General features: G+C 43.1%; 11 protein-coding genes. 3 read left to right on the top strand and 8 right to left on the bottom strand.

What is annotated here, in order from left to right:
- Window positions 1-22: 22 nt before the first annotated feature.
- Window positions 23-2,911 carry a PD-(D/E)XK nuclease family protein gene (locus tag B0I21_RS09695; protein WP_133640270.1) on the top strand — a complete coding sequence of 963 codons (2,889 nt, stop codon included), beginning with the start codon at window positions 23-25 and terminating at the stop codon, window positions 2,909-2,911.
- A 234-nt stretch (window positions 2,912-3,145) separates the two neighbouring features.
- On the opposite strand, the gene hpt is transcribed toward B0I21_RS09695, so the two are convergent.
- Together hpt and B0I21_RS09685 are read right to left on the bottom strand one after the other, a co-directional pair.
- Window positions 3,146-3,697, bottom strand: coding sequence for a hypoxanthine phosphoribosyltransferase (gene hpt, locus B0I21_RS09690; RefSeq protein WP_133640269.1), 552 nt, complete (start codon window positions 3,695-3,697; stop codon window positions 3,146-3,148).
- A gap of 1 nt (window position 3,698) precedes the next feature.
- Window positions 3,699-5,777, bottom strand: a complete 2,079-nt coding sequence (locus B0I21_RS09685) for a transglycosylase domain-containing protein (RefSeq protein WP_243836008.1) — start codon at window positions 5,775-5,777, stop codon at window positions 3,699-3,701.
- Between the two features lie 276 nt (window positions 5,778-6,053).
- Between B0I21_RS09685 and B0I21_RS09680 the strand changes: the two genes are divergently transcribed.
- Entirely contained in the window at window positions 6,054-7,115 is a 1,062-nt protein-coding gene (locus tag B0I21_RS09680) for an Mrp/NBP35 family ATP-binding protein (protein WP_133640268.1), read from the top strand.
- A gap of 1,547 nt (window positions 7,116-8,662) precedes the next feature.
- Here the strand turns inward: B0I21_RS09680 and B0I21_RS09675 are convergent.
- Complete coding sequence (locus B0I21_RS09675) at window positions 8,663-9,823, bottom strand: glycoside hydrolase family 130 protein (RefSeq protein WP_133640267.1); 1,161 nt, start codon at window positions 9,821-9,823, stop codon at window positions 8,663-8,665.
- Between the two features lie 122 nt (window positions 9,824-9,945).
- Here B0I21_RS09675 and B0I21_RS09670 point away from each other — a divergent pair, with 122 nt between their 5' ends.
- Window positions 9,946-10,140 carry a hypothetical protein gene (locus tag B0I21_RS09670; protein WP_133640266.1) on the top strand — a complete coding sequence of 65 codons (195 nt, stop codon included), beginning with the start codon at window positions 9,946-9,948 and terminating at the stop codon, window positions 10,138-10,140.
- 392 nt (window positions 10,141-10,532) lie between these two features.
- On the opposite strand, the gene B0I21_RS09665 is transcribed toward B0I21_RS09670, so the two are convergent.
- The 5 genes from B0I21_RS09665 to B0I21_RS09645 all read right to left on the bottom strand — a co-directional run bounded on the left by B0I21_RS09665 (window position 10,533) and on the right by B0I21_RS09645 (window position 18,810).
- A complete protein-coding gene (locus B0I21_RS09665) occupies window positions 10,533-10,757 on the bottom strand; it encodes a PLDc N-terminal domain-containing protein (RefSeq protein WP_133640265.1) in 225 nt (74 codons plus the stop codon).
- A gap of 150 nt (window positions 10,758-10,907) precedes the next feature.
- Window positions 10,908-12,254: a DUF4302 domain-containing protein gene (locus B0I21_RS09660; RefSeq protein ID WP_133640264.1), complete on the bottom strand. Its 1,347-nt coding sequence runs from the start codon at window positions 12,252-12,254 to the stop codon at window positions 10,908-10,910.
- Window positions 12,255-12,260: 6 nt separating this feature from the next.
- On the bottom strand, window positions 12,261-13,676 hold the full coding sequence (locus B0I21_RS09655) for a substrate import-associated zinc metallohydrolase lipoprotein (RefSeq protein WP_166637829.1): 1,416 nt from the start codon (window positions 13,674-13,676) through the stop codon (window positions 12,261-12,263).
- A 10-nt stretch (window positions 13,677-13,686) separates the two neighbouring features.
- Window positions 13,687-15,168, bottom strand: a complete 1,482-nt coding sequence (locus B0I21_RS09650) for a RagB/SusD family nutrient uptake outer membrane protein (protein WP_133640262.1) — start codon at window positions 15,166-15,168, stop codon at window positions 13,687-13,689.
- Between the two features lie 12 nt (window positions 15,169-15,180).
- Complete coding sequence (locus B0I21_RS09645; RefSeq protein ID WP_208292314.1) at window positions 15,181-18,810, bottom strand: SusC/RagA family TonB-linked outer membrane protein; 3,630 nt, start codon at window positions 18,808-18,810, stop codon at window positions 15,181-15,183.
- Window positions 18,811-18,913: the final 103 nt, after the last annotated feature.

Genomic DNA, 18,913 nt, shown 5'->3' with positions numbered 1-18,913 from the left:
TATACTTATATATATACACGACATGATTGCTCCTTTCTTACGTCTGGTTGCCGAAGATATCCAAAAACGATTTGGCCGAGATCTATCCGATGTGGCGATTGTTTTTAATAACAAACGACCTATTGCCTATCTCAAAAAGCATCTCGCAGAAGTGTACGGCCATGCGATTTGGTCGCCGCAATTTTATACAATTCAAGAATTCCTAAAGCAAGCGACAACCGAAATGGAAGCCGGACAGCTGAAACAGTTTTTTTATCTCTTTGAATTGCATAATGAGCTGCTACAACAGGAAGGATCGGAGCCGGAAACGTTGGAAGAATTTTACCCGATCGCTGAAATCATTTTAGCTGACTTTGGTCAACTGGATTATGAATTGGTTGATATTGATCATATTTATATGGAGCTTTATGACAGTACGCAAATCGAGATTGCTTTTCAACATTTCACAGTGGAGCAACAAGAATTCATACGGCAGTTTTGGCAATCTTTTAGTACGGCTGGGCATACCGGCACACAGCAACGATTTCTGAAGCTGTGGAAACGCCTTCCTGTACTTTACCGACGATTTAAGGAAAAGCTTAAAAAGGAGAAGCAGCTCAATTATCCCACCCTATACCGTAATCTTGTGGATGGAAATATAGCAGAACCTGATTTCATAACGCGCTATAGAAAAGTACTTTTTGTAGGTTTCAATGCCCTTAGCAAAGCCGAAGTACATCTTTTTAAAAAGTGGCAAGCGGAAAATGAAGCTTTGTTCTATTTCGATGCAGACGCCTATTATCTAGACGATAATCAACAGGAGGCGGGTCTTTTCATCCGTCGTAATATTTTTGTCCATGGCCTTATCAATGCCTTGGGCGAATCACCAAATGTCATGGGTAACAGAACCTCCACTGTTCATCTTTTCGCCGCTTCGGGGAAAAATAGCCAAACCAAGCTGCTCCACGATATCATCCAGGAACAAGCTGACCGGCAAACAAGCGCCGCTATTTTATTGGCCGATGAAAGTTTACTCGTACCGCTATTGCAAAGTCTTCCCGACGTAAAAGCAAATATCACGACTGGCTATCCGCTGGTGCAGTCGCCGCTTTTTGGTTTGCTCGATCTATGGATGCAGGTGCAACAAGAAATCACGCACTTTAAAAAGCGAAAGATCGCCTTTCAACATATAGAAACATTTGTCAATCATCCACTGACCAAGTTGTCCGCTGAGGAGCGCGGGCAGCTTTTAAACAGCATTGCGGACAAACAATTGTTTGAAGTGGATATACAGGATATTTCGGTGAGCAGCAGTATACTGCCCGACTTTTTTACGCCCATTAGCAGCAAAAGCAACCTCATCGCGATTCTTGTTGGTATCCTAGACCGCTTACTTATGGCCAGCGATCAACAAGACCGCATCAACCAAATTGACAACAACCTCTTTGTCGAAACGAAGAAAGTGTTAAACCAACTCCAGCTGGGAATGGAAAATATGGGCGACACATCGATCCTCTTCCAAATCGGGCTTATCCGAAAAGCCATACAACCTGTAAGCGCTGCCATTGAAGGCGATCCGCTAAACGGTCTACAAATTATGGGTTTGCTGGAAAGCCGATGTCTCAACTTTGACAGCGTATATATTGTTGGAGCGAATGAGGGTATCTTGCCAAAAACTTCAAACTCGCCGACGTTCCTCCCCAATAGCCTGCGCTTAGCCTACGGTTTGCCAGTTCTGGAAAGCCAAGATGCACTTTCTGCCTACTTATTTTATCGGCATTTTCAATATAGTGATGGACTGTACGTATTCTATAATAGCCTGGTTAGCGAAAGCAGTACCGGCGAGGAAACGCGCTTTATCAAACAGTTACAGTTTGAGAGCCAGTTTCAATTTATTGTACACAAGCAGCAGCAGCCTATTCGTTTCCAACCTCCACATGCGGAATTAATTATCGAAAAAGATGGAGCCGTATGGGATAAAATGTGGCAGTTCTATATCAAACAGCGTAGAAGGATATCTGCAACCGCGTTGACAACATATTTACAATCGCCGCTCCAATTTTTTCTGAAGCATGTGGCCGAAATCAAAGAACCGCCAACCCTATCGTATGAATTTGAGATGAATAGATTGGGAACGGTTATACACAACGTGATGGAAGAACTGTTGAAACCCTACAAGGGACTGGAAAACTGGACAAGCAGCAGCGTACTCCGCGATAAGAAAGACGGCATCAGTGGACAGGTTTTGCTGGAAATTGGCAAACAATACCACACGGAATATGCATCTCAGGACGCATTGAACAGCATGCAGCGCATTATGCACAAAATAGCCTGCGCGTATGTCAAGATGTACCTAGACTACGATATGGAAAATTACAAAGCATTCCGAATCATTGAATTGGAAAATGATGAAGACTATCTGCTCGATTTTCCCATCACTATAGATGGCAAAGAGGAGCATGTGCGACTTTTCGGCATTATTGACCGTGTAGACGAGGTGCTGACGCAGGATGATGTTGTCAAAACAAGAATTGTAGATTATAAAACTGGCGGTGACAGCGTTACTTTCAGAAACCTGGATAAGGTATTCTGCGCAAATACGGAAAACAAAGCGTTGTTACAGACGCTGTTTTATGCCTATGTATTTGAGCAGGTAACTAAGCGCGGACAGCTGGAACCACATCTATATGTGGCTCGTAAAATGCGCGAAGAGGGCACATTATTCAACGACGGAAAGGAGCTATTAACGGGCGAATCACTCCAAGAGGTAAAACACGCATTTATCCAGTTTCTCCGCAGTACCTTGGAAGAGATCTTTGATAAGAACATCCCCTTTAAGCACAATCCTGATACGACGGTTTATCCGTCTGACCCCTATACACTATTCTATCGAAATGCGGCGGCACTGGATGAGGAAGCAACGGAACCGTGAGGAGCTGTCTTCAACGTTTAGAAAACAAGCAAAGACACATTTTGCGTGGCATGAAGCAATCTGTAGTCTTACAAAGGGAAGATCGCATCGTCGTCGTTCCTCCTTCTCGTGGTGACGTTCACATGGCAAGAGAAAGCATATTCACCGCCGAAGAGAAGCAATCTGTACTTTTACAAAGGGAAGATCGCATGGCGGTCGTCCCCGCTTCTCGCGATGCAGTTCGATTCCTGCTGGCTAGGCAGTTTCACTATGTGCAACATTTTTATAGATGTCGGGCAGGTTTCGGCATTGGCCGTTGTAATCTAATCCATAACCCACCACAAATTCCCTGTCGATCTCAAAACCCACATAGGTGATGTTATCAAATTCATGCTGCAAGCAATCGGGCTTCATCAATAGGGCACAAACGGCGATGCTGGCCACGTTTAACTTTTCGAGCGCAGCGATGGTATGCTGAAGCGAATTGCCAGAGTCGATGATATCTTCTACAATGATAATTTCCCGACCTGATAAATCCATCCCTACACCCAACAGCTCTTTTATATGGTCTTGTTGTGTTCCCTGGTACGAAGATAATTTGACAAAAGACACCTCGCAGGGCACATGTACCTGCTTCATCAGGTCAGCCATAAACATAAAACAGCCATTCAACACTCCCACAAAAACGGGGTTCTTATCGGCATACTTCACACTGATATCAATACCCATTAAGCGAATACGCTTTTTAATTTGCTCGTAGTCGATAAACAGTTCGAAATCGAGATTATCTATTTGGATATGCTTCATCTTACTTTTCCTCTTCTTTTTTATCCTTGCCAAACAGCTTTTCTAGCAGGCTTTTGCGCGTGCTCTCATCAGCTTCCATCTCTTTCATGATGGCCTCTTGCTCTGGGTCTACTTCCATAAACGTAGTATCGATGATTCCCTTTGGCCGTGGAGGGCGCAGGTTGGGCTGCAAGGTAACTTCATAAAAACCGTACGCCGCCGGAACGGACTCATCATTAAGCTGCTGCAACTTATTCATGATATACCCGTACGTATTAAAATGCCGCTGCACCCAAGGTTTTAGATGCCCCGTATAATCAAAAGATGCTAGACCCTTCTTAGGCCGCGGGATGATGCTGGAAAGATATAAGCTCTCTCCGATAGTCAACTCCGCAGGGGTCTTGCCAAAATAGTACGCAGAAGCTTCGTTTATGCCGTATACATTTTTCCCCCATTCGATAACGTTCAGGTATACTTCAAACATTCGATCCTTGCTTACCTCCTTGGAAGATTCCATTAGCCATACTAACAGTATTTCCTCAAATTTTCGCATCATGGTTTTGTTGCGGTTCAAAAAAATGTTTTTTACAAGCTGCATGGAGATGGTACTTGCCCCACGTTTGAAGGCCTTTTCTTTAATGTTCGTTGCAATAGACAATTTAAACGCCTCTTCTTCAAAGCCGTTATGTTTATAAAAATAGGGGTCTTCCGTATTTAAAACTGTCTTTTTTAAAATAGACGACACCTGATTCAGGGGTGTAAACTTTGGATTCGCGGGCCCCACAACGATCTCGCGCATCAGCAGCGTATCTTCAAACGCTTTGTAAACAAAAGAACCGTTCATCCCACTGACATCGGCTTTGCCCCATTTAAGCACCTTCAGCTGTCGGTCATCCATCTTGGAGACAAAGGTAATATGGTCTGGATCATGAAAATTGACGGAGAAGTCTAGGTCATAGGCTATTTTCCCGGACACCTCTATGCCATCGAGTGTGGGGAAAAGGCCTTGCGGGATGGCGTCAAACAACTTCTGCGCTTCAAACTGTCCGGTGTGTATGGAAAGACTAATCACCTTATCGGGCTTAGGCAGGAACTTGATATGCGGGCTAAATGCAAATTCTTTGACGCGTATACTGCTGGAGGGATCAACCTCTAATGCCGTTTTGCCGATATTGATCTGCCCTTCCCCTACGGCTTCCGGCAAGACAATAGGGTCTTCCGATAGGCGCCGATGCTGCACGTTCAGATTTTCAAACGCCCACTTCCCGGCCAAAGTAAGTGAATCTTGGCTTTCCCGGCGCACTCTATCGAGCTCAAACATGATCTTATCAAAACTCACGCGCAAGCCAAACTTACCCAACAAAAACGGCAGCGCTGTATCTTTCTTTTCCGAGGACACTTCGATGCGAAGCTGTTGCCTATCGGGGTTCACCCGCCCCGCAAGATTCCACTGCGCATCGTGGTCATTCAGAAAAAGGCTGGCTTCAAAATCTCCACCATCGATAATTGCTTTGGGAAGCCGTACGCGTTGCTGTAGGCTATCATCGCGGTAAGAGAGTTCGAAGTTCTCCAAATCCATATCGCGCGGAATCTTGAAGAATACTTGCTTGACCAGTCCGTCAAGGAGCGCCGCATAATTTTGTTCCCGATCTTCTTTATCGACGGGAGGCTCGTTCTCCTTTTTCTTAAACAAGAAATCGTAATTGCTGATGGAGTCGTGTTTTACCAGCGTGACATCGGAGTTTTGCAACGAAAGATTTCCTATTTTAACGTCGCCAAACAAGAGCGGCCATAACCGCACGGAGACTGCCATTGACTCTATTCGCGCAAGGGTATCTCTATTTTTAGGCAGAAGCTCAATATCATTGAACGTCACGGTCGTTAAGCCTGTAAAGCGATAATCACTTACCTTAAAGTCGATTTCATACTGCGTGAGCAAGGTGCGCTGCACTTTTTTTACAGCACGATCAAGCATATCTCCGCGAACGGAAAGCGCAACAGCCAGCCCTATCACGACAAGAAGCAATAAGGACCCGCCACTAAGCAACGCTATTTTCTTCTGCTTTTTGGAGAGCGTGCGTATTTTTTGGAGTATGTTCATACCGTTTATTTCAATCTAAACATAGACAAATTGCTGCTGTAAAGCAAAAAAATGTGGACGTAAATTAGAGACTAGCTTCCATACCGACATGACATAAAGAGCATAGTCATTGTAGGGGTTGAAATTAGATGTTTTTTTTGAGATGAAACGCTAAAATATGTTATTGCGCATCAGGGATTAGCCATTGCCCCAAAAGCTCTCCCTCGGAAAACTATAAACATCCATATGACATGATTTTACCCTCCAATATCTATCTTTGTGCGAGATAATGTTATTATGATTACAAAGGAACAAGTACTGCACGCGCTGGGCCATGTTGAAGAGCCGGATCTTAAAAAAGATTTGGTGACCTTAAACATGATTCAAAATATTGAAATTTTACCGGGTAAATTAAAGTTTGATGTAGTTTTGACTACGCCAGCATGTCCTTTAAAAGGACATATTGAGCACGCCTGCCGCAATGCAATCAGTTTGTTCGTAAGCAAAGATATCGAAGTCGACATTAATATGACCTCTCGGGTCATCAGTACGGAAGCTGCACAGCTTGATGGCATCAAAAACATTATTTTAGTTTCTTCAGGTAAGGGTGGCGTAGGGAAATCGACAGTGGCCAGCAATCTGGCTTTGGCTTTGGCCGAAACGGGTGCGAAGACAGGCTTACTCGATGCGGATATCTACGGCCCATCGCTCCCCATCATGTTTGGTGTGGAAGGTGCACGCCCAGCCTCTGTCCAGACTCCACAGGGAAAGAACAAAATAGTGCCGATTGAAAAGTTCGGATTAAAACTTCTTTCTATTGGCTTCTTTACGGATCCCAATCAACCCATTCCTTGGCGCGGCCCTATGGCTACATCGGCCATCAAACAGCTTTTTGGCGATACCGACTGGGGTGAATTGGATTACCTCGTTGTGGATATGCCGCCCGGCACAGGCGACATTCACATTACTGTTGCACAGTCTTACCCCATTTCAGGCGCCGTGATTGTGACCACACCGCAGCATGTAGCACTGGCGGATGCGATCAAAGGTATCGGCATGTACCAAATGGAAGGTATTAACGTACCTATTTTGGGTGTGGTGGAAAACATGGCTTATTTTACCCCGGCAGAATTACCTGACAGCAAATACTACATTTTTGGTAAAGATGGTGGCAAACGCCTTTCTGAAAGCAATAATGTTCCTTTTCTCGGCGAAATTCCATTAGTAAAATCCATTGCCGATGCCGGTGATAATGGCTTCCCTATTTTATTGGATGCGGACGAGGCCGTTTCTCAGGCCTATAAGGATATTGCGGGGCGCGTAGCGCAAGAGCTTAGTATTTTAGCCAATAGGGTTTAGGTAGTCTAAGCTTTAAAATTCGTATCCCAACCCATATCCCTTCCGCCGCATGCCGCGGCAAGGCAAATACTTTTGTAGGGCAAAAGTATTCAAAACCCCGTCGCTTGAAACCTCTGCAGGGATGGTTCGTGCTGTGGCAAACTTCTACATACAGCAAAGCTTTCGATGCGACATTGTTGTTAATATATGGTCCCTGCAATCACTTATTTACCAAAGCCTTTCTATATACTAAGTACTACATACTACAATCTATTTTCACTACGCACTATTAATCAAGCGAACGATAGGCCTGATCTACAAAGACAGATCAACGCCACTTTTAACGTTTCATCAAGCGATGATATCAGCGGAGCGCTGCCGTGGCCTTGCGGGTGTGGACAGGCATTAGATTATTTACCAAAATCCATTTTTAAAGGGATTTTGGGATGTCATCTAGCCTGATAGGCAGCCTCCCGCTGCGGGTTGATTTGTGGGCAAGATCGCCTCGATGAAACAAAGATTTTTTGCGTACTTTTTCATCTGAAAAAGTACGGCCCCGTCCCGGCTAGGGACGAGCGTTCCGCCGCATGCCGCGGCAAGGCAAATACTTTTGTAGGGCAAAAGTATTCAAAACCCCGTCGCTTGAAACCTTTGCAGGGATGGTTGGTGCTGTGGCAAACTTCTACATACAGCAAAGCTTTCGATGCGACATTGTTGTTAATATATGGTCCCTGAAATCACTTATTTACCAAAGCCTTTATATATACCTAAATACTACATACTACACTCTATTTTCACTACGCACTATTAATCAAGCGAACGATAGGCCTGATCTACAAAGACAGATCAACGCCACTTTTAACGTTTCATCAAGCGATGATATCAGCGGAGCGCTGCCGTGGCCTTGCGGGTGTGGACAGGCATTAGATTATCTACCAAAATCCATTTTTAAAGGGATTTTGGGATGTCATCTAGCCTGATAGGCAGCCTCCCGCTGCGGGTTGGGTTGTGGGCAAGATCGCCTCGATGAAACAAAGATTTTTTGCGTACTTTTTCATCTGAAAAAGTACGGCCCCGTCCCGGCTAGGGACGAGCGTTCCGCCGCATGCCGCGGCAAGGCAAATACTTTTGTCGGGCAAAAGTATTCAAAACCCCGTCGCTTGAAACCTTTGCAGGGATGGTTCGTGCTGTGGCAAATTTCTACATACAGCAAAGCTTTCGATGCGACATATGCTGTTAACAGAGTTAAGTGAAAAGTAATAAATCAAAAGTTATAAAGCCCTGAACGCGGCAATCACTAATCCAAACACCTTCTGCATATCAAATACTACAATCCACACACTAATATCTCAATTCGCATAACTTAATACACAAAGATTGCCGCGTCGTCGTACCTCCTCCTCGCAACAACGTGCAATGGTATCAAACATACTATCTCACTACGCTATACACATTACCCAATACTACATACTAAGTACTAAAATCTACATACTAACATCTCAATACCCAATACTCCATTCTACATACTAAGTACTAAAATCTAAATACTAATATCGCATTACGCACTACTACAAAGAAGGTAACGGATCCGCCGGTCCTGGATGGGATGGATCGTATATCGCTACAGCTACTTTGGAATCTGCACAGCCATAATATAAAAACCATTTGTTCTGGAAATATACCAGTCCCTCGATGAATACTGTACCATCAACATATTGCCCACTTTTCTCAAAATCTTCCATAGGCCGTAGGAAGGGAACGTCCAATCGGCCGATGACTTTCGTGGGATCGTTAGCATCGAATAGGACTTGACCAGCGCTGTACGTTCCTCGGTTAAAGCGCTTGTCGCCATGGCTCGGATTATTTTTACCATTATACAGCAGTAATATGCCGTGCTTGGTTAATACTGCCGGGGGGCCACATTCAGTAAGATCACTATCGAAAAATCCTTTTCGAGGCGAGATAAATGCCTTCAGTTCGCGCTTGTTATCGACCACCGGTTCCCAGTCTATCAAATTATCGGATGTCGCCCCATATACGCCATATTCCCCCCAATACATCCAGTATTTACCGTTTACTTTGGCAATCTGCTGCTTTCCATTTTTCACTTCCGTAACGATAGATGCTGATTTATGAAATTTATCGACGATAATATCGGCATTTTTTGCCTTCCTAAAAATGGGGCCATGCTTCTCCCAATGGAGAAGATCTTTTGAAGTCGCGACGCCTAAGCGAGCCGTCTCTCGATTCCATTGGGTGTAGAACATTACGTACAATCCATCCGCTGTCACCGCAACACGGGGGTCTTCCGTACCACCTGGCCATTCAAAATCTTTTTGTCCATCATCTCCCGGGTAAAAGACTGGTGTTTTGTTGCGTGTGAACGAGAGGCCATCCTTGCTTTCCGCATACCCTATCCGCGAAGTACGATGACCGATCTTAACCCCTGTCTTATCTTCTGCCCGATATAGGACAACGATTTTCCCGTCCTTTAGCGTTGCTGCCGGATTGAAGGTATCATTGGACTCCCAAGCGATATCCTCGCCACTCATCGGATCCTTAAACAGCGTGTGGTCTAAGGGTGAGATCACTGGATTGACACCGGCTGGGCGTACAAAACCGCCAAATGCCCACGCTGGTAATGTATTGGTAATCCCCTCTTGAGGCGTTTGAGCCATACTGGCTGCGGCCAGAAAAAGGCAAAGTATATTCAGAATGTACTTGTTCATAGGTTTATAAGTAGATCTAAATATAAAGAACTTTGATCTAATAATCAAAACACATGAATCTACATATCAACGCTAGCTAATTCGTATATTTAGGGTGAAACGTTCTAAACTGCTATTGAATTATGAAGAGGAATTTATATGTAGTGACTATCGTCATCGTTTTTATCGTCGCAATTATGCTCATTTATTGGGGTTTAAACGAACGATTTGCATCTGAAAATCAAAACGAATTCTATACAGGTTCCGGCGTCGGCGCTATTATTGGAGCCGTAACGGTGATTTTTATAAATGGACGTAAAAACAGAACGAAAAGCTAATAAATAGGATTATCATAAACCAGATAAGCTTTATACACCTTTTTTCTACTGCCAAGTTAGAATATTCAGCAATGCGGAGACAAATGAAATCGCCGTGATTGCAAAAACCGGAAGAGTAAATCGCCTCCTGATTAGTTTGAAGAAACCAAAAAGAAGTGCAGCAATTATAAAAGTGATCCCTGGATAGGTCAACATTTGTGTAATCGTACTACCGATCACTTCTAAGAGGTGAGGACGTTCCATCCAATATGCGTAAAATTTGCATCAGCAGGAAGACATGGTTGCTGGAGAGAATGGTTCCGAATAGAATCAATTATTTTTTCATCTTCTTTTTTCACAAGATATGTTTTCTGCGATGAATTAGTCGACGATCAGAAGTAGAAAACCTAATCTTATTTATTCTCGGTTGCATTATTGGCAACGGTCCAGTAGAGCGCGCAACCTATAAAAGGTAATCCGAACATCGCAGCAGCCCATGCCAAACGATAGGGCAGTTCCAATTTCTTGTTGGTCAATGCATGAAAAATGCAATACAGGTAGGCTAATATTACCGGCACAAAAAAAACAAGTATAAAAATTTCTTGCCTACCGATGTTCACAAATAAGGATGTCATCATATTTTTCTAAATCTATTTAAATATACAAATAAAGCCGAAAAGAAACAAGATTACCATCTTGATTTACAACCTAATATAATAAAAGAATATTGCAACACAAAAGAAAGGGACGCCGTATTGGCATCCCTTTCCATCTTTTTATTGACCTATTTATCGCAATTGAAAAGACATCTGAACGTTAGGTGAATCTATTCCAATTATTTTACCATACAGGTTAGCACCTTCAACATGGTAATCTAATTTAAACCTACTTGTGGTTAGGAAAGTATTGAGCTGATCCATAATTGCAGCCGAATAGCCTCCAGATGCCGCTGTTCGTAGCGTAAACTTATATTCCCCTGTGCTTTCATCCACTGTATAATCGTATACAATTGTAGTCGTCCATGTAGCTAAGCCTGATGTTTGGTACTGTCCGGCCACGCCGATCAATGTTACACGTTTATTAGCGGTGTTCCAAGCTAGGTCCATATAGCCGTATCCGAATACCGCTACGCCGTTTGCATTACGATTTGGAAGACCATCAAAATATCTTCGCAGAATGGTTAGCCCAGTTCCGGCTGTTCCAGGAAAATAAGTTACTGATGAACTCGTATTCGTAAGCGTAGGGCTTCTTAGGCCGGCATATTTCACACCCATCAACATATGTAGGGGCAATATCGGCGACACAGAGTTTTTAACCTCGTACTCTTTACCCTCCTTATCCACGGCATGGAGCATGTCTCCTTTGAAGGTTAGCGACTTAATATCCACCCCGCTAAAACTTATGCCCTCACGAAAATTTATACCGCTTAGTGTGTAGTAGAATTTGCTACTAGCTGATTTTGCAGCTCCGTCAACAATACCTGTTAGACTGGCTGTTTTAGCTGTTCTGTTAATTTCTACAGACGTTCGCACACCTGCCACCTCAATGTAAGGGTTGGCATTCACTGTAAAAAAGTTGTTGATCTTATTAATACTGGTTTGATATTCTCCGTTATTATATTTATCAGATTCATCAACGGAAGCTTTTACCAACACCAATTCATTTTGGTACTTCTTACCTCGCAAGATAATACTGTCTGCCGTGGCACGCAGATATTCGAACTCGATGTCACTTCTTACGCCTGAACCCTGGGCGCCGCCGGGCACTGTGCCGGCGGTAGGATCCTGTAATAAAGAGATATAATTATACGTATCGAAGATCAGGGAAGCATTCATTACCCACTTAACACGGTAAGTAGAGTTTGAGATAACTCGAGCGGTAGTCGCATTAATATCAGATACCATGGCCACCGTTTGGTCTTCTTTAAAATTAAAGTAAAAACCGTAACCACCACTTGCATTGGTTGTCAACGAAGCTTTCCATCCAGAAGGCGATTCTAAAAGCTTATTCTGTAGCTCCGTTAGCCTGACGTTAATGCGTTCTTCCGGCAGGCTATCAAATATAAGATCCACATCGCTTTTGGTACATCCAAAAAAGGAAGCGGCTGCAATAAGCAATATATATATTCTTTTCATAATGTGCTATTTTAAAACTATTGGTCCGTAGATATAATTCGATGGTGTATCTTTGACGTAAAATCCGCCAAATGTCCTGTACAAATTAGAGGTCGATCCAATGGTGCTAGGCAGCCAATCTGCGATAAACACCCTGTTCGTTAGATAGGGCAGTAGATGCCTTTCAAAACCATTCAACAAAAATGCGGCATTTCCGTTGTAATGGAGACCGCCAGATGTACTCTTGGTAAATTGGACCTCTCCGGTAACATTAGATACTTGCATACCAAAATAGTAATCTGCCAAATACACGACACTATTGGAAGCTGTTTTAAAAGCCACACTAAATACCATATTCTGTGCATCCGTGAATCGGAATTCAAAGTATTCTATTGTGCCTGTTGTCCATGTTGAATTTTGTTCCCTAAGCGCAATTTGCATATTATTGAAAATCGTTCTGATTGCTCCAGGGTTTCCATAGGTAGCATAATGTGCTGCACTAGGTTGGTAGCGAATCGTACTAACCAGATTCCTATTTAACCAAATCGGAAGCGTCCGTGTGATATCCGTAGGATCTTTGGCATTGTAATTTTCTTTAAGCACCCGTTGCACCGCTCCTTGTAACTCATTAAAATCAATATCAAAAAACGTTTTGAAGTAGTCCCTTACGATTCTTTCTTTGGCCAAAAGCTTAGGCTGGGCACTTGGCGATGCCGTGGCGACGTAATTGTTGAACCAAACCTGCCCCTCGACCAACAAGTGCGATGTCATTTCCGCGAAATCTTCGCCTGGAGCGCTTCGCGCATACGGAGAAATAAATCCAAGTCCTTTTGCGACGGCAGCCGTATTGGAGGCGTTCGTCCAGTCTGCGAAATAATCTGCAGCTGTAATAGGCTCAAATGTCGTGGGAATATTAATTATTTGATTAACAATATGGGTAAACTCGTGATGTATTGTGCGGAGTCTACGTCTGGCATTCTCCGGATTCGTTAGATCAATGCCATTGGTGTCATATAGCACCACCCGACGCCCGCCATCAGCGGTTCCCAAATTATAGGAATTGTTGGAATTATACGAGCCAGACCCGTAAAGCACAAACTGTTTTGGCGTATACGTCTTAATAAATGCGCTTCCTGCAACGTCTTTATATACGTTGATAAATCCGTTAAGTACTAGTTCCATCGTCGGTTGCACAGTCTCCAATTTTGACGGTGATATATCACGCGATACGTCAGTCAAGTTTCGCTCAAAACGGTATACTACCTGAATGTTAAAAGGCGTGGTTAAATTGGCAGTTATCCAGTCGTCCACTGCCGTTTTTACGTAGGTATCACTATTGTATTTACTTAAGTCCACATCTAGATTTTCATCAGATTTGGAACATGCTAATAGTGATAGCGCCGTAAATAAGCCTATATATCGAATTATGTTTATTGTTTTCATAACCATGTTTTTATCTTGGATTTAATTCAATACCTGCAATTGTCGCTTCTTGAGGAATCTGAAACATCCTTCTATTATCCTCTGCGCTTAACGTTTGGAAGGTTTCTACTCCCGCGGCATCGATGTGGTTGTGGATGACGGGGATGCGCTTACGTAATATATCAAACCACCGCAACCCTTCGCCCATAAATCCAATTTGCTTAAATTGCAGTACGGTTTTGATTAAAGCCTCCTTATCATTTGCTTCATTAAAAAAAGTACGAGCTTTCTCTAGCGTAACAGCATGTGTCTGGGGATTGTAATTGGTGATACGCACACTAGCAAATAGATTAAGGTCACGGATGGCGGCAGCGTAGTCTCCAATCTCTATGGCGGCTTCTGCTCTATTCATCAAGGCTTCATCAGCGATAAATAGCGGCTGCATGATATAGGGAAAACCAATCTGCGCTTGAACATTTGTATAATGAAAATACTCCTTGAAGATGTACACCGTGTAGTTATTGTCAGACCAGCGCACGCCTTTATTGTAAAAAGGAGCTCCTGCCACTGTTGTGGCGTTATATACACCTGAGTACTTATCAGTACCAAAACCATAGCGAGCGGTCCCTGAAGAATTACTCCGTTGATAAACCGAATACGTCTCACAAAGCAACAGATTGTAGTTTTTGTTTGCCATGGTCAGCTCTTGGTTAAATTCAGCGAGTGTATACGTCCGGAAAGTGGTATTAGCCGGTCGGAGATTGCCATTGAAATCTCCGCCTTGAAATATGGCATTTGTGTGCTGGATCACTTTATCGAATTCGCCTTTAAAAAGGTAAAAACGGGAAGCGAAGGCGCTGGCGGCACTATGTGTAAAATGATACTTAGGTACTTTCCACTCACCACCACGAAGCAAAGCCAGCCCCTCTTCTAGATCTTTCTCAATTTGTGCATAAACAGACGCAACCGTTCCTCTTTCATATTGCGCTAACGCTACTTTTTCAGGCATCTTTACATAGGGTATTCCTGGGGAATCATTCGCCGCTCCGGGCACATAAGCTTTTGCAAAAAAGGTAACCAACATAAAATGTCCGTATGCTCTTGCTACAAGTGCCTCACCTTTATAGGGCAATACATCCGAACCAAAATCCCCTGTTTCAATGGCCTCTAATGCCTGGTTTGCTGCGGCGATACCCTCATACACACCGTTCCAATATTGCGTGGGGGTGTTGTTGCCGTCATCTTCCAGATCATCCCAAAAATAAAGGCTAACAAACGGGTCGTTATTGTGTCCAACAGTAGGACCCTTATCGTTGACATTATCCGAATAGGTTTCTGCCATTGCCAAGTAGTTGTATCTGGGATACGCAGAGGTCACTAATTGAGCAACTTTGTCTACGCTGTTAATCTCCGTCCGCATATCCGGATTTTGATCCAGATATTTCTCGCAAGAATTAAGCGTACCAAGTGTTACTATTGCGCTAAAAAAGTATATTATCTTATTTAATTTCATTGCTATAATTCTTTAAAATCCAACTTTTAATGATAAAGTGTATTGTCTTGGTATTGGCATAGCTACCCCGCCATTGTTAAAGAACTCTGGGTCTGCCCCGTTTAACTTTTTATCTGAGTAAAGCAGGGCAATATTATTCCCTACAACAGAAATCTGGGCGGATGATAGTTGAAGTCTATCCGTCACCTTTTTTGGTAGTTGGTAGGCTAAGGAAACATTTTTCAGACGGATAAAATCACCTTTTGCCACGCGTTGATCCGAATAGTTGTAGGCGTTATAAGGATATACTGCTGAAACAGTCGACCCATTAGCCTGATAAACTCTGTTATCAATAGTGAAAGCATCAAGTAATGCCGGAATTGTCGTGTAATTTTCGTCGCCTGGAATTAACCAGCGATTTACCATGTCTTTAGAGAGCGCTATCTGGTCATTATAGGATGCTGCGTAAGTCGGTTGCAATCGCACGTAGTTACCTGCCGCAAAGGTGAATAATGTAGATAATGTGAAGTTCTTATATGAAAAGTTATTGTAAAAACCACCTGTAAAAGTCGGGTCAACTGGTCCATGATAGGTGAGGTAGTCCACATCGTCACTTTGCAAATAGATGTATGTATCCTTCACTCCTGCAGTTCCCACATATGTAGGGTAACCATAGTTCGGATCTAATCCATCAAATTTGACAGAGAACAAGCCACGTTGTGAATATCCTTCTCGTGCTGCGCCCTCTGCCCGTACCATGGTCCAGATATTGGAATTTACTTCCAACTCAGTCACTTCATTTTTATTATAGCCGAAGTTAAACTGTGTACGCCACCTGAATCCAGCGCTTGAGCTGATTGGTGTTCCGGCAACGGTAAACTCAAGACCATGGGCTTTCATTTTTCCGTAATTTGCAGTTTTTATAAATTGCCCTCCAATGCCGGATGTACGGATCGATCCAATTAGATCAAAAATATCACGCTTATACCAATCCACCGTCAGGTCAACCTTGTTAAACAATTGAAGGTCTGTGCCTATGTTTAATTCATACAGTTTCTCCCAAGTCAATTCGGAGTTTTCCAAACTCGAAAGACGTATGGCTGTTTCTTTCTCGTCTTCATACGGACGGTAGGTTATTTGGTTGTAAAATACCGCAGCAGAATTATTCGCATTGCCCAGACTTGCCACTAAGCCGTATGTACCACGAATACTGGCGGCCGTCAAAATGCTATTGTCGCTATTAAAGAACTCCTCTTGATCTATATTCCATTTACCAGATAAATTCCAAGTAGGTAACCAGCGCGCCACTTTTGATTTACCCATTAGGTTAGAGCCATCCCAACGGACTGTTCCGTTTACACTATATTTTTCCTTAAATGCATATGCTGCGCGCGCCATCGTTGCCACGAACCTGTCATAGGAATAGCCCATTCCAAAGTAGGGATCTGCTCCCTCAGTCATTTTCTTGAAAAAGCGGTAGTTGGGGTTGACTAAGCCTCCATTTTCATACTGATAGGAAATTCCTTCGTAATCGGAAAATTGTCTATCTGTGTAACGGACTTCCATCGATCCAAACACATTTAAACGGTGATTTTCGGCAAATGTTTCATCATACTCAAGGTTATGACGGAAGTAATAATTTTTGATACTGTTCAAATTGGTATTGTAAAAACCACCCTCCGGCAAGATAACAACAGGCTCCGCATTGGGGTTGTCTGGATCCTTGTATAAATATTCGTTTCCATTTATTATTGTAGCATCTCCAGCAGCTCTAAAGGCTTCGGCCATATTGGAACCTTCGCGAATATAGTGTTGTCTTTCCGTAGTAGCGTATCGATAGGCGCCATCTACAGAATAGGTTAATTGCGGTAAAACTTTATACCGTATACCCCCTTGAACTTTAAGATCTAACATCTGCAACCTTAAGTAATTATTATCCAGTTCGTTTAGAATGTTAAATGGCGCGAAATTTCTCGTAAAATATTCCCGATCACCATTTTCATCATACGGCGTGATAAGTCTGCTCGTATTCAATGCGTAGGAATATGGGTTTATATCAAATTCGCGGGAGTATCGTCCATATACAGGGTCAGAAGCGCGATTAAGGGCTCCAGGAGTACGTTGATCACGGATTGACCCGTTCACAAGTACCTCGGCACTGAACTTATCATTCAATTTAAAGTTGTTACGAAAATTCGCCGTATACCGTCGGACTTTATCCGCAATCGTTTGACCGTTATCATTCATAAAACTGGAAGAAAAATAAGTTTGATTTCTTGCGGTTCCACTGCTCACATTAATCGAATGCTCTTGGAGCAGCGAGTTTTTAAATAATACATCAAACCAGTCCGTATTGGATTTAGCGTAACGTGTTAAAAAGTTTAACCGTGCTTCTCGCGTATTATTTAACGCATAAGTGTCCGTCGCTTCATCATAGTCGTACATTTGGTTATACATTTTGTAGAAGATACCACCGTTAGGAGACCGAGAAACGACACTATGGTTGAAGTAGCCCTTATTTTCGAGCTCTAACATCACTGACATCTGCTCCGCAGAATTCATAATATCAAACTGATTATAATTTGGTTTGAGATAGGTAGTGAAATTCCCCGTGTAGTTTACGACAGGCTTTCCTTCTGTATTTCGACCTTTCTTTGTGTTAACAACAATAACACCGTTCATAGCTCTCGCGCCATACATTGCTGTTGCGGCCGCATCCTTCAAAATAGTGAATGACTCAATATCGTCGGGGTTCAATCCCGCTACAGATGATCCGATCAGGGTATTGGCATCTCCTGTAGAAAGTGCCTCATTGGAAACGTTAACTACATCTTCCAGAATGATGCCATCAACTACCCACAATGGCTTATTATCTCCGGAAAGCGATGTAGCACCGCGAACACGTATCTTTGGTGCCGCACCAAATGTACCGGAAACGTTTTGTACTGATACACCGGCGGCTTGTCCTTCTAACATCCGCGAAATATCCGGAACACCACTACGTTCGGCATCTTTAGCGCTGACACGAGTCGTCGCACCTGTGAATAATTTCCTGTCCAGATTTTGATAACCAGTCGCCACAATATCGACAGCTTCCAACGTACGCTCATCCGAATCAAGAGTGATTGCGATAGTCGTCCGATTGTTTACTGAAATTTCCTTCTGTTGATAACCTACGTAGCGCACTACTAATACTGCATCTTTAGATGCAGTGATAGAAAATTCTCCGTTAGGACCAGTGGTTGCACCAACCGAACTTCCTTTGACCATAATGGAGGCGCCTACCAATGGCGCACCGTCTGAACTTTTAACGGTTCCTGAAATCCGGTCTTGCAGTGATTCCAACACAGGTAATGGCGCAGTTCCTTCACCTTTATAAACGACTGAAATCGTTTCGGAAATAATCCGAAAAGAAAAGTTACTTTCTGGCAGAACTGTCTTTAATACATCAGCTAGATTGGCTTGTCGCACATTGACATTTACACGCGATGCCTGTTTGATAACATCATCGCTATACAAAAATTTGTAATTGGTCTGTCTGGAGATTTGGGTAAAAACTTCATCTAGACGGGCATTTTTTAGAGACAGTGATACCTTTTGCGCATTACCGTCCGCATAGGCACACGTCATAAAAACCAACAATAAGCATATTGTAATTTTCATAATCCGGTAAATTAAGACGAAAGGCGGCTTATGAGCTTTCGCGCACCTTTTGTCAAATGAGAAGTTATTCATACATTTGAGTAATTGAGTTAATAGTTAAGGG

The organism is Sphingobacterium paludis (assembly GCF_004364125.1).
In the GTDB taxonomy this organism is placed as follows: Bacteria; Bacteroidota; Bacteroidia; order Sphingobacteriales; family Sphingobacteriaceae; genus Sphingobacterium; species Sphingobacterium paludis.
Note: the sequence above shows the minus strand (reverse complement) of the source record. Positions and strands in the feature narration are given on the sequence as shown.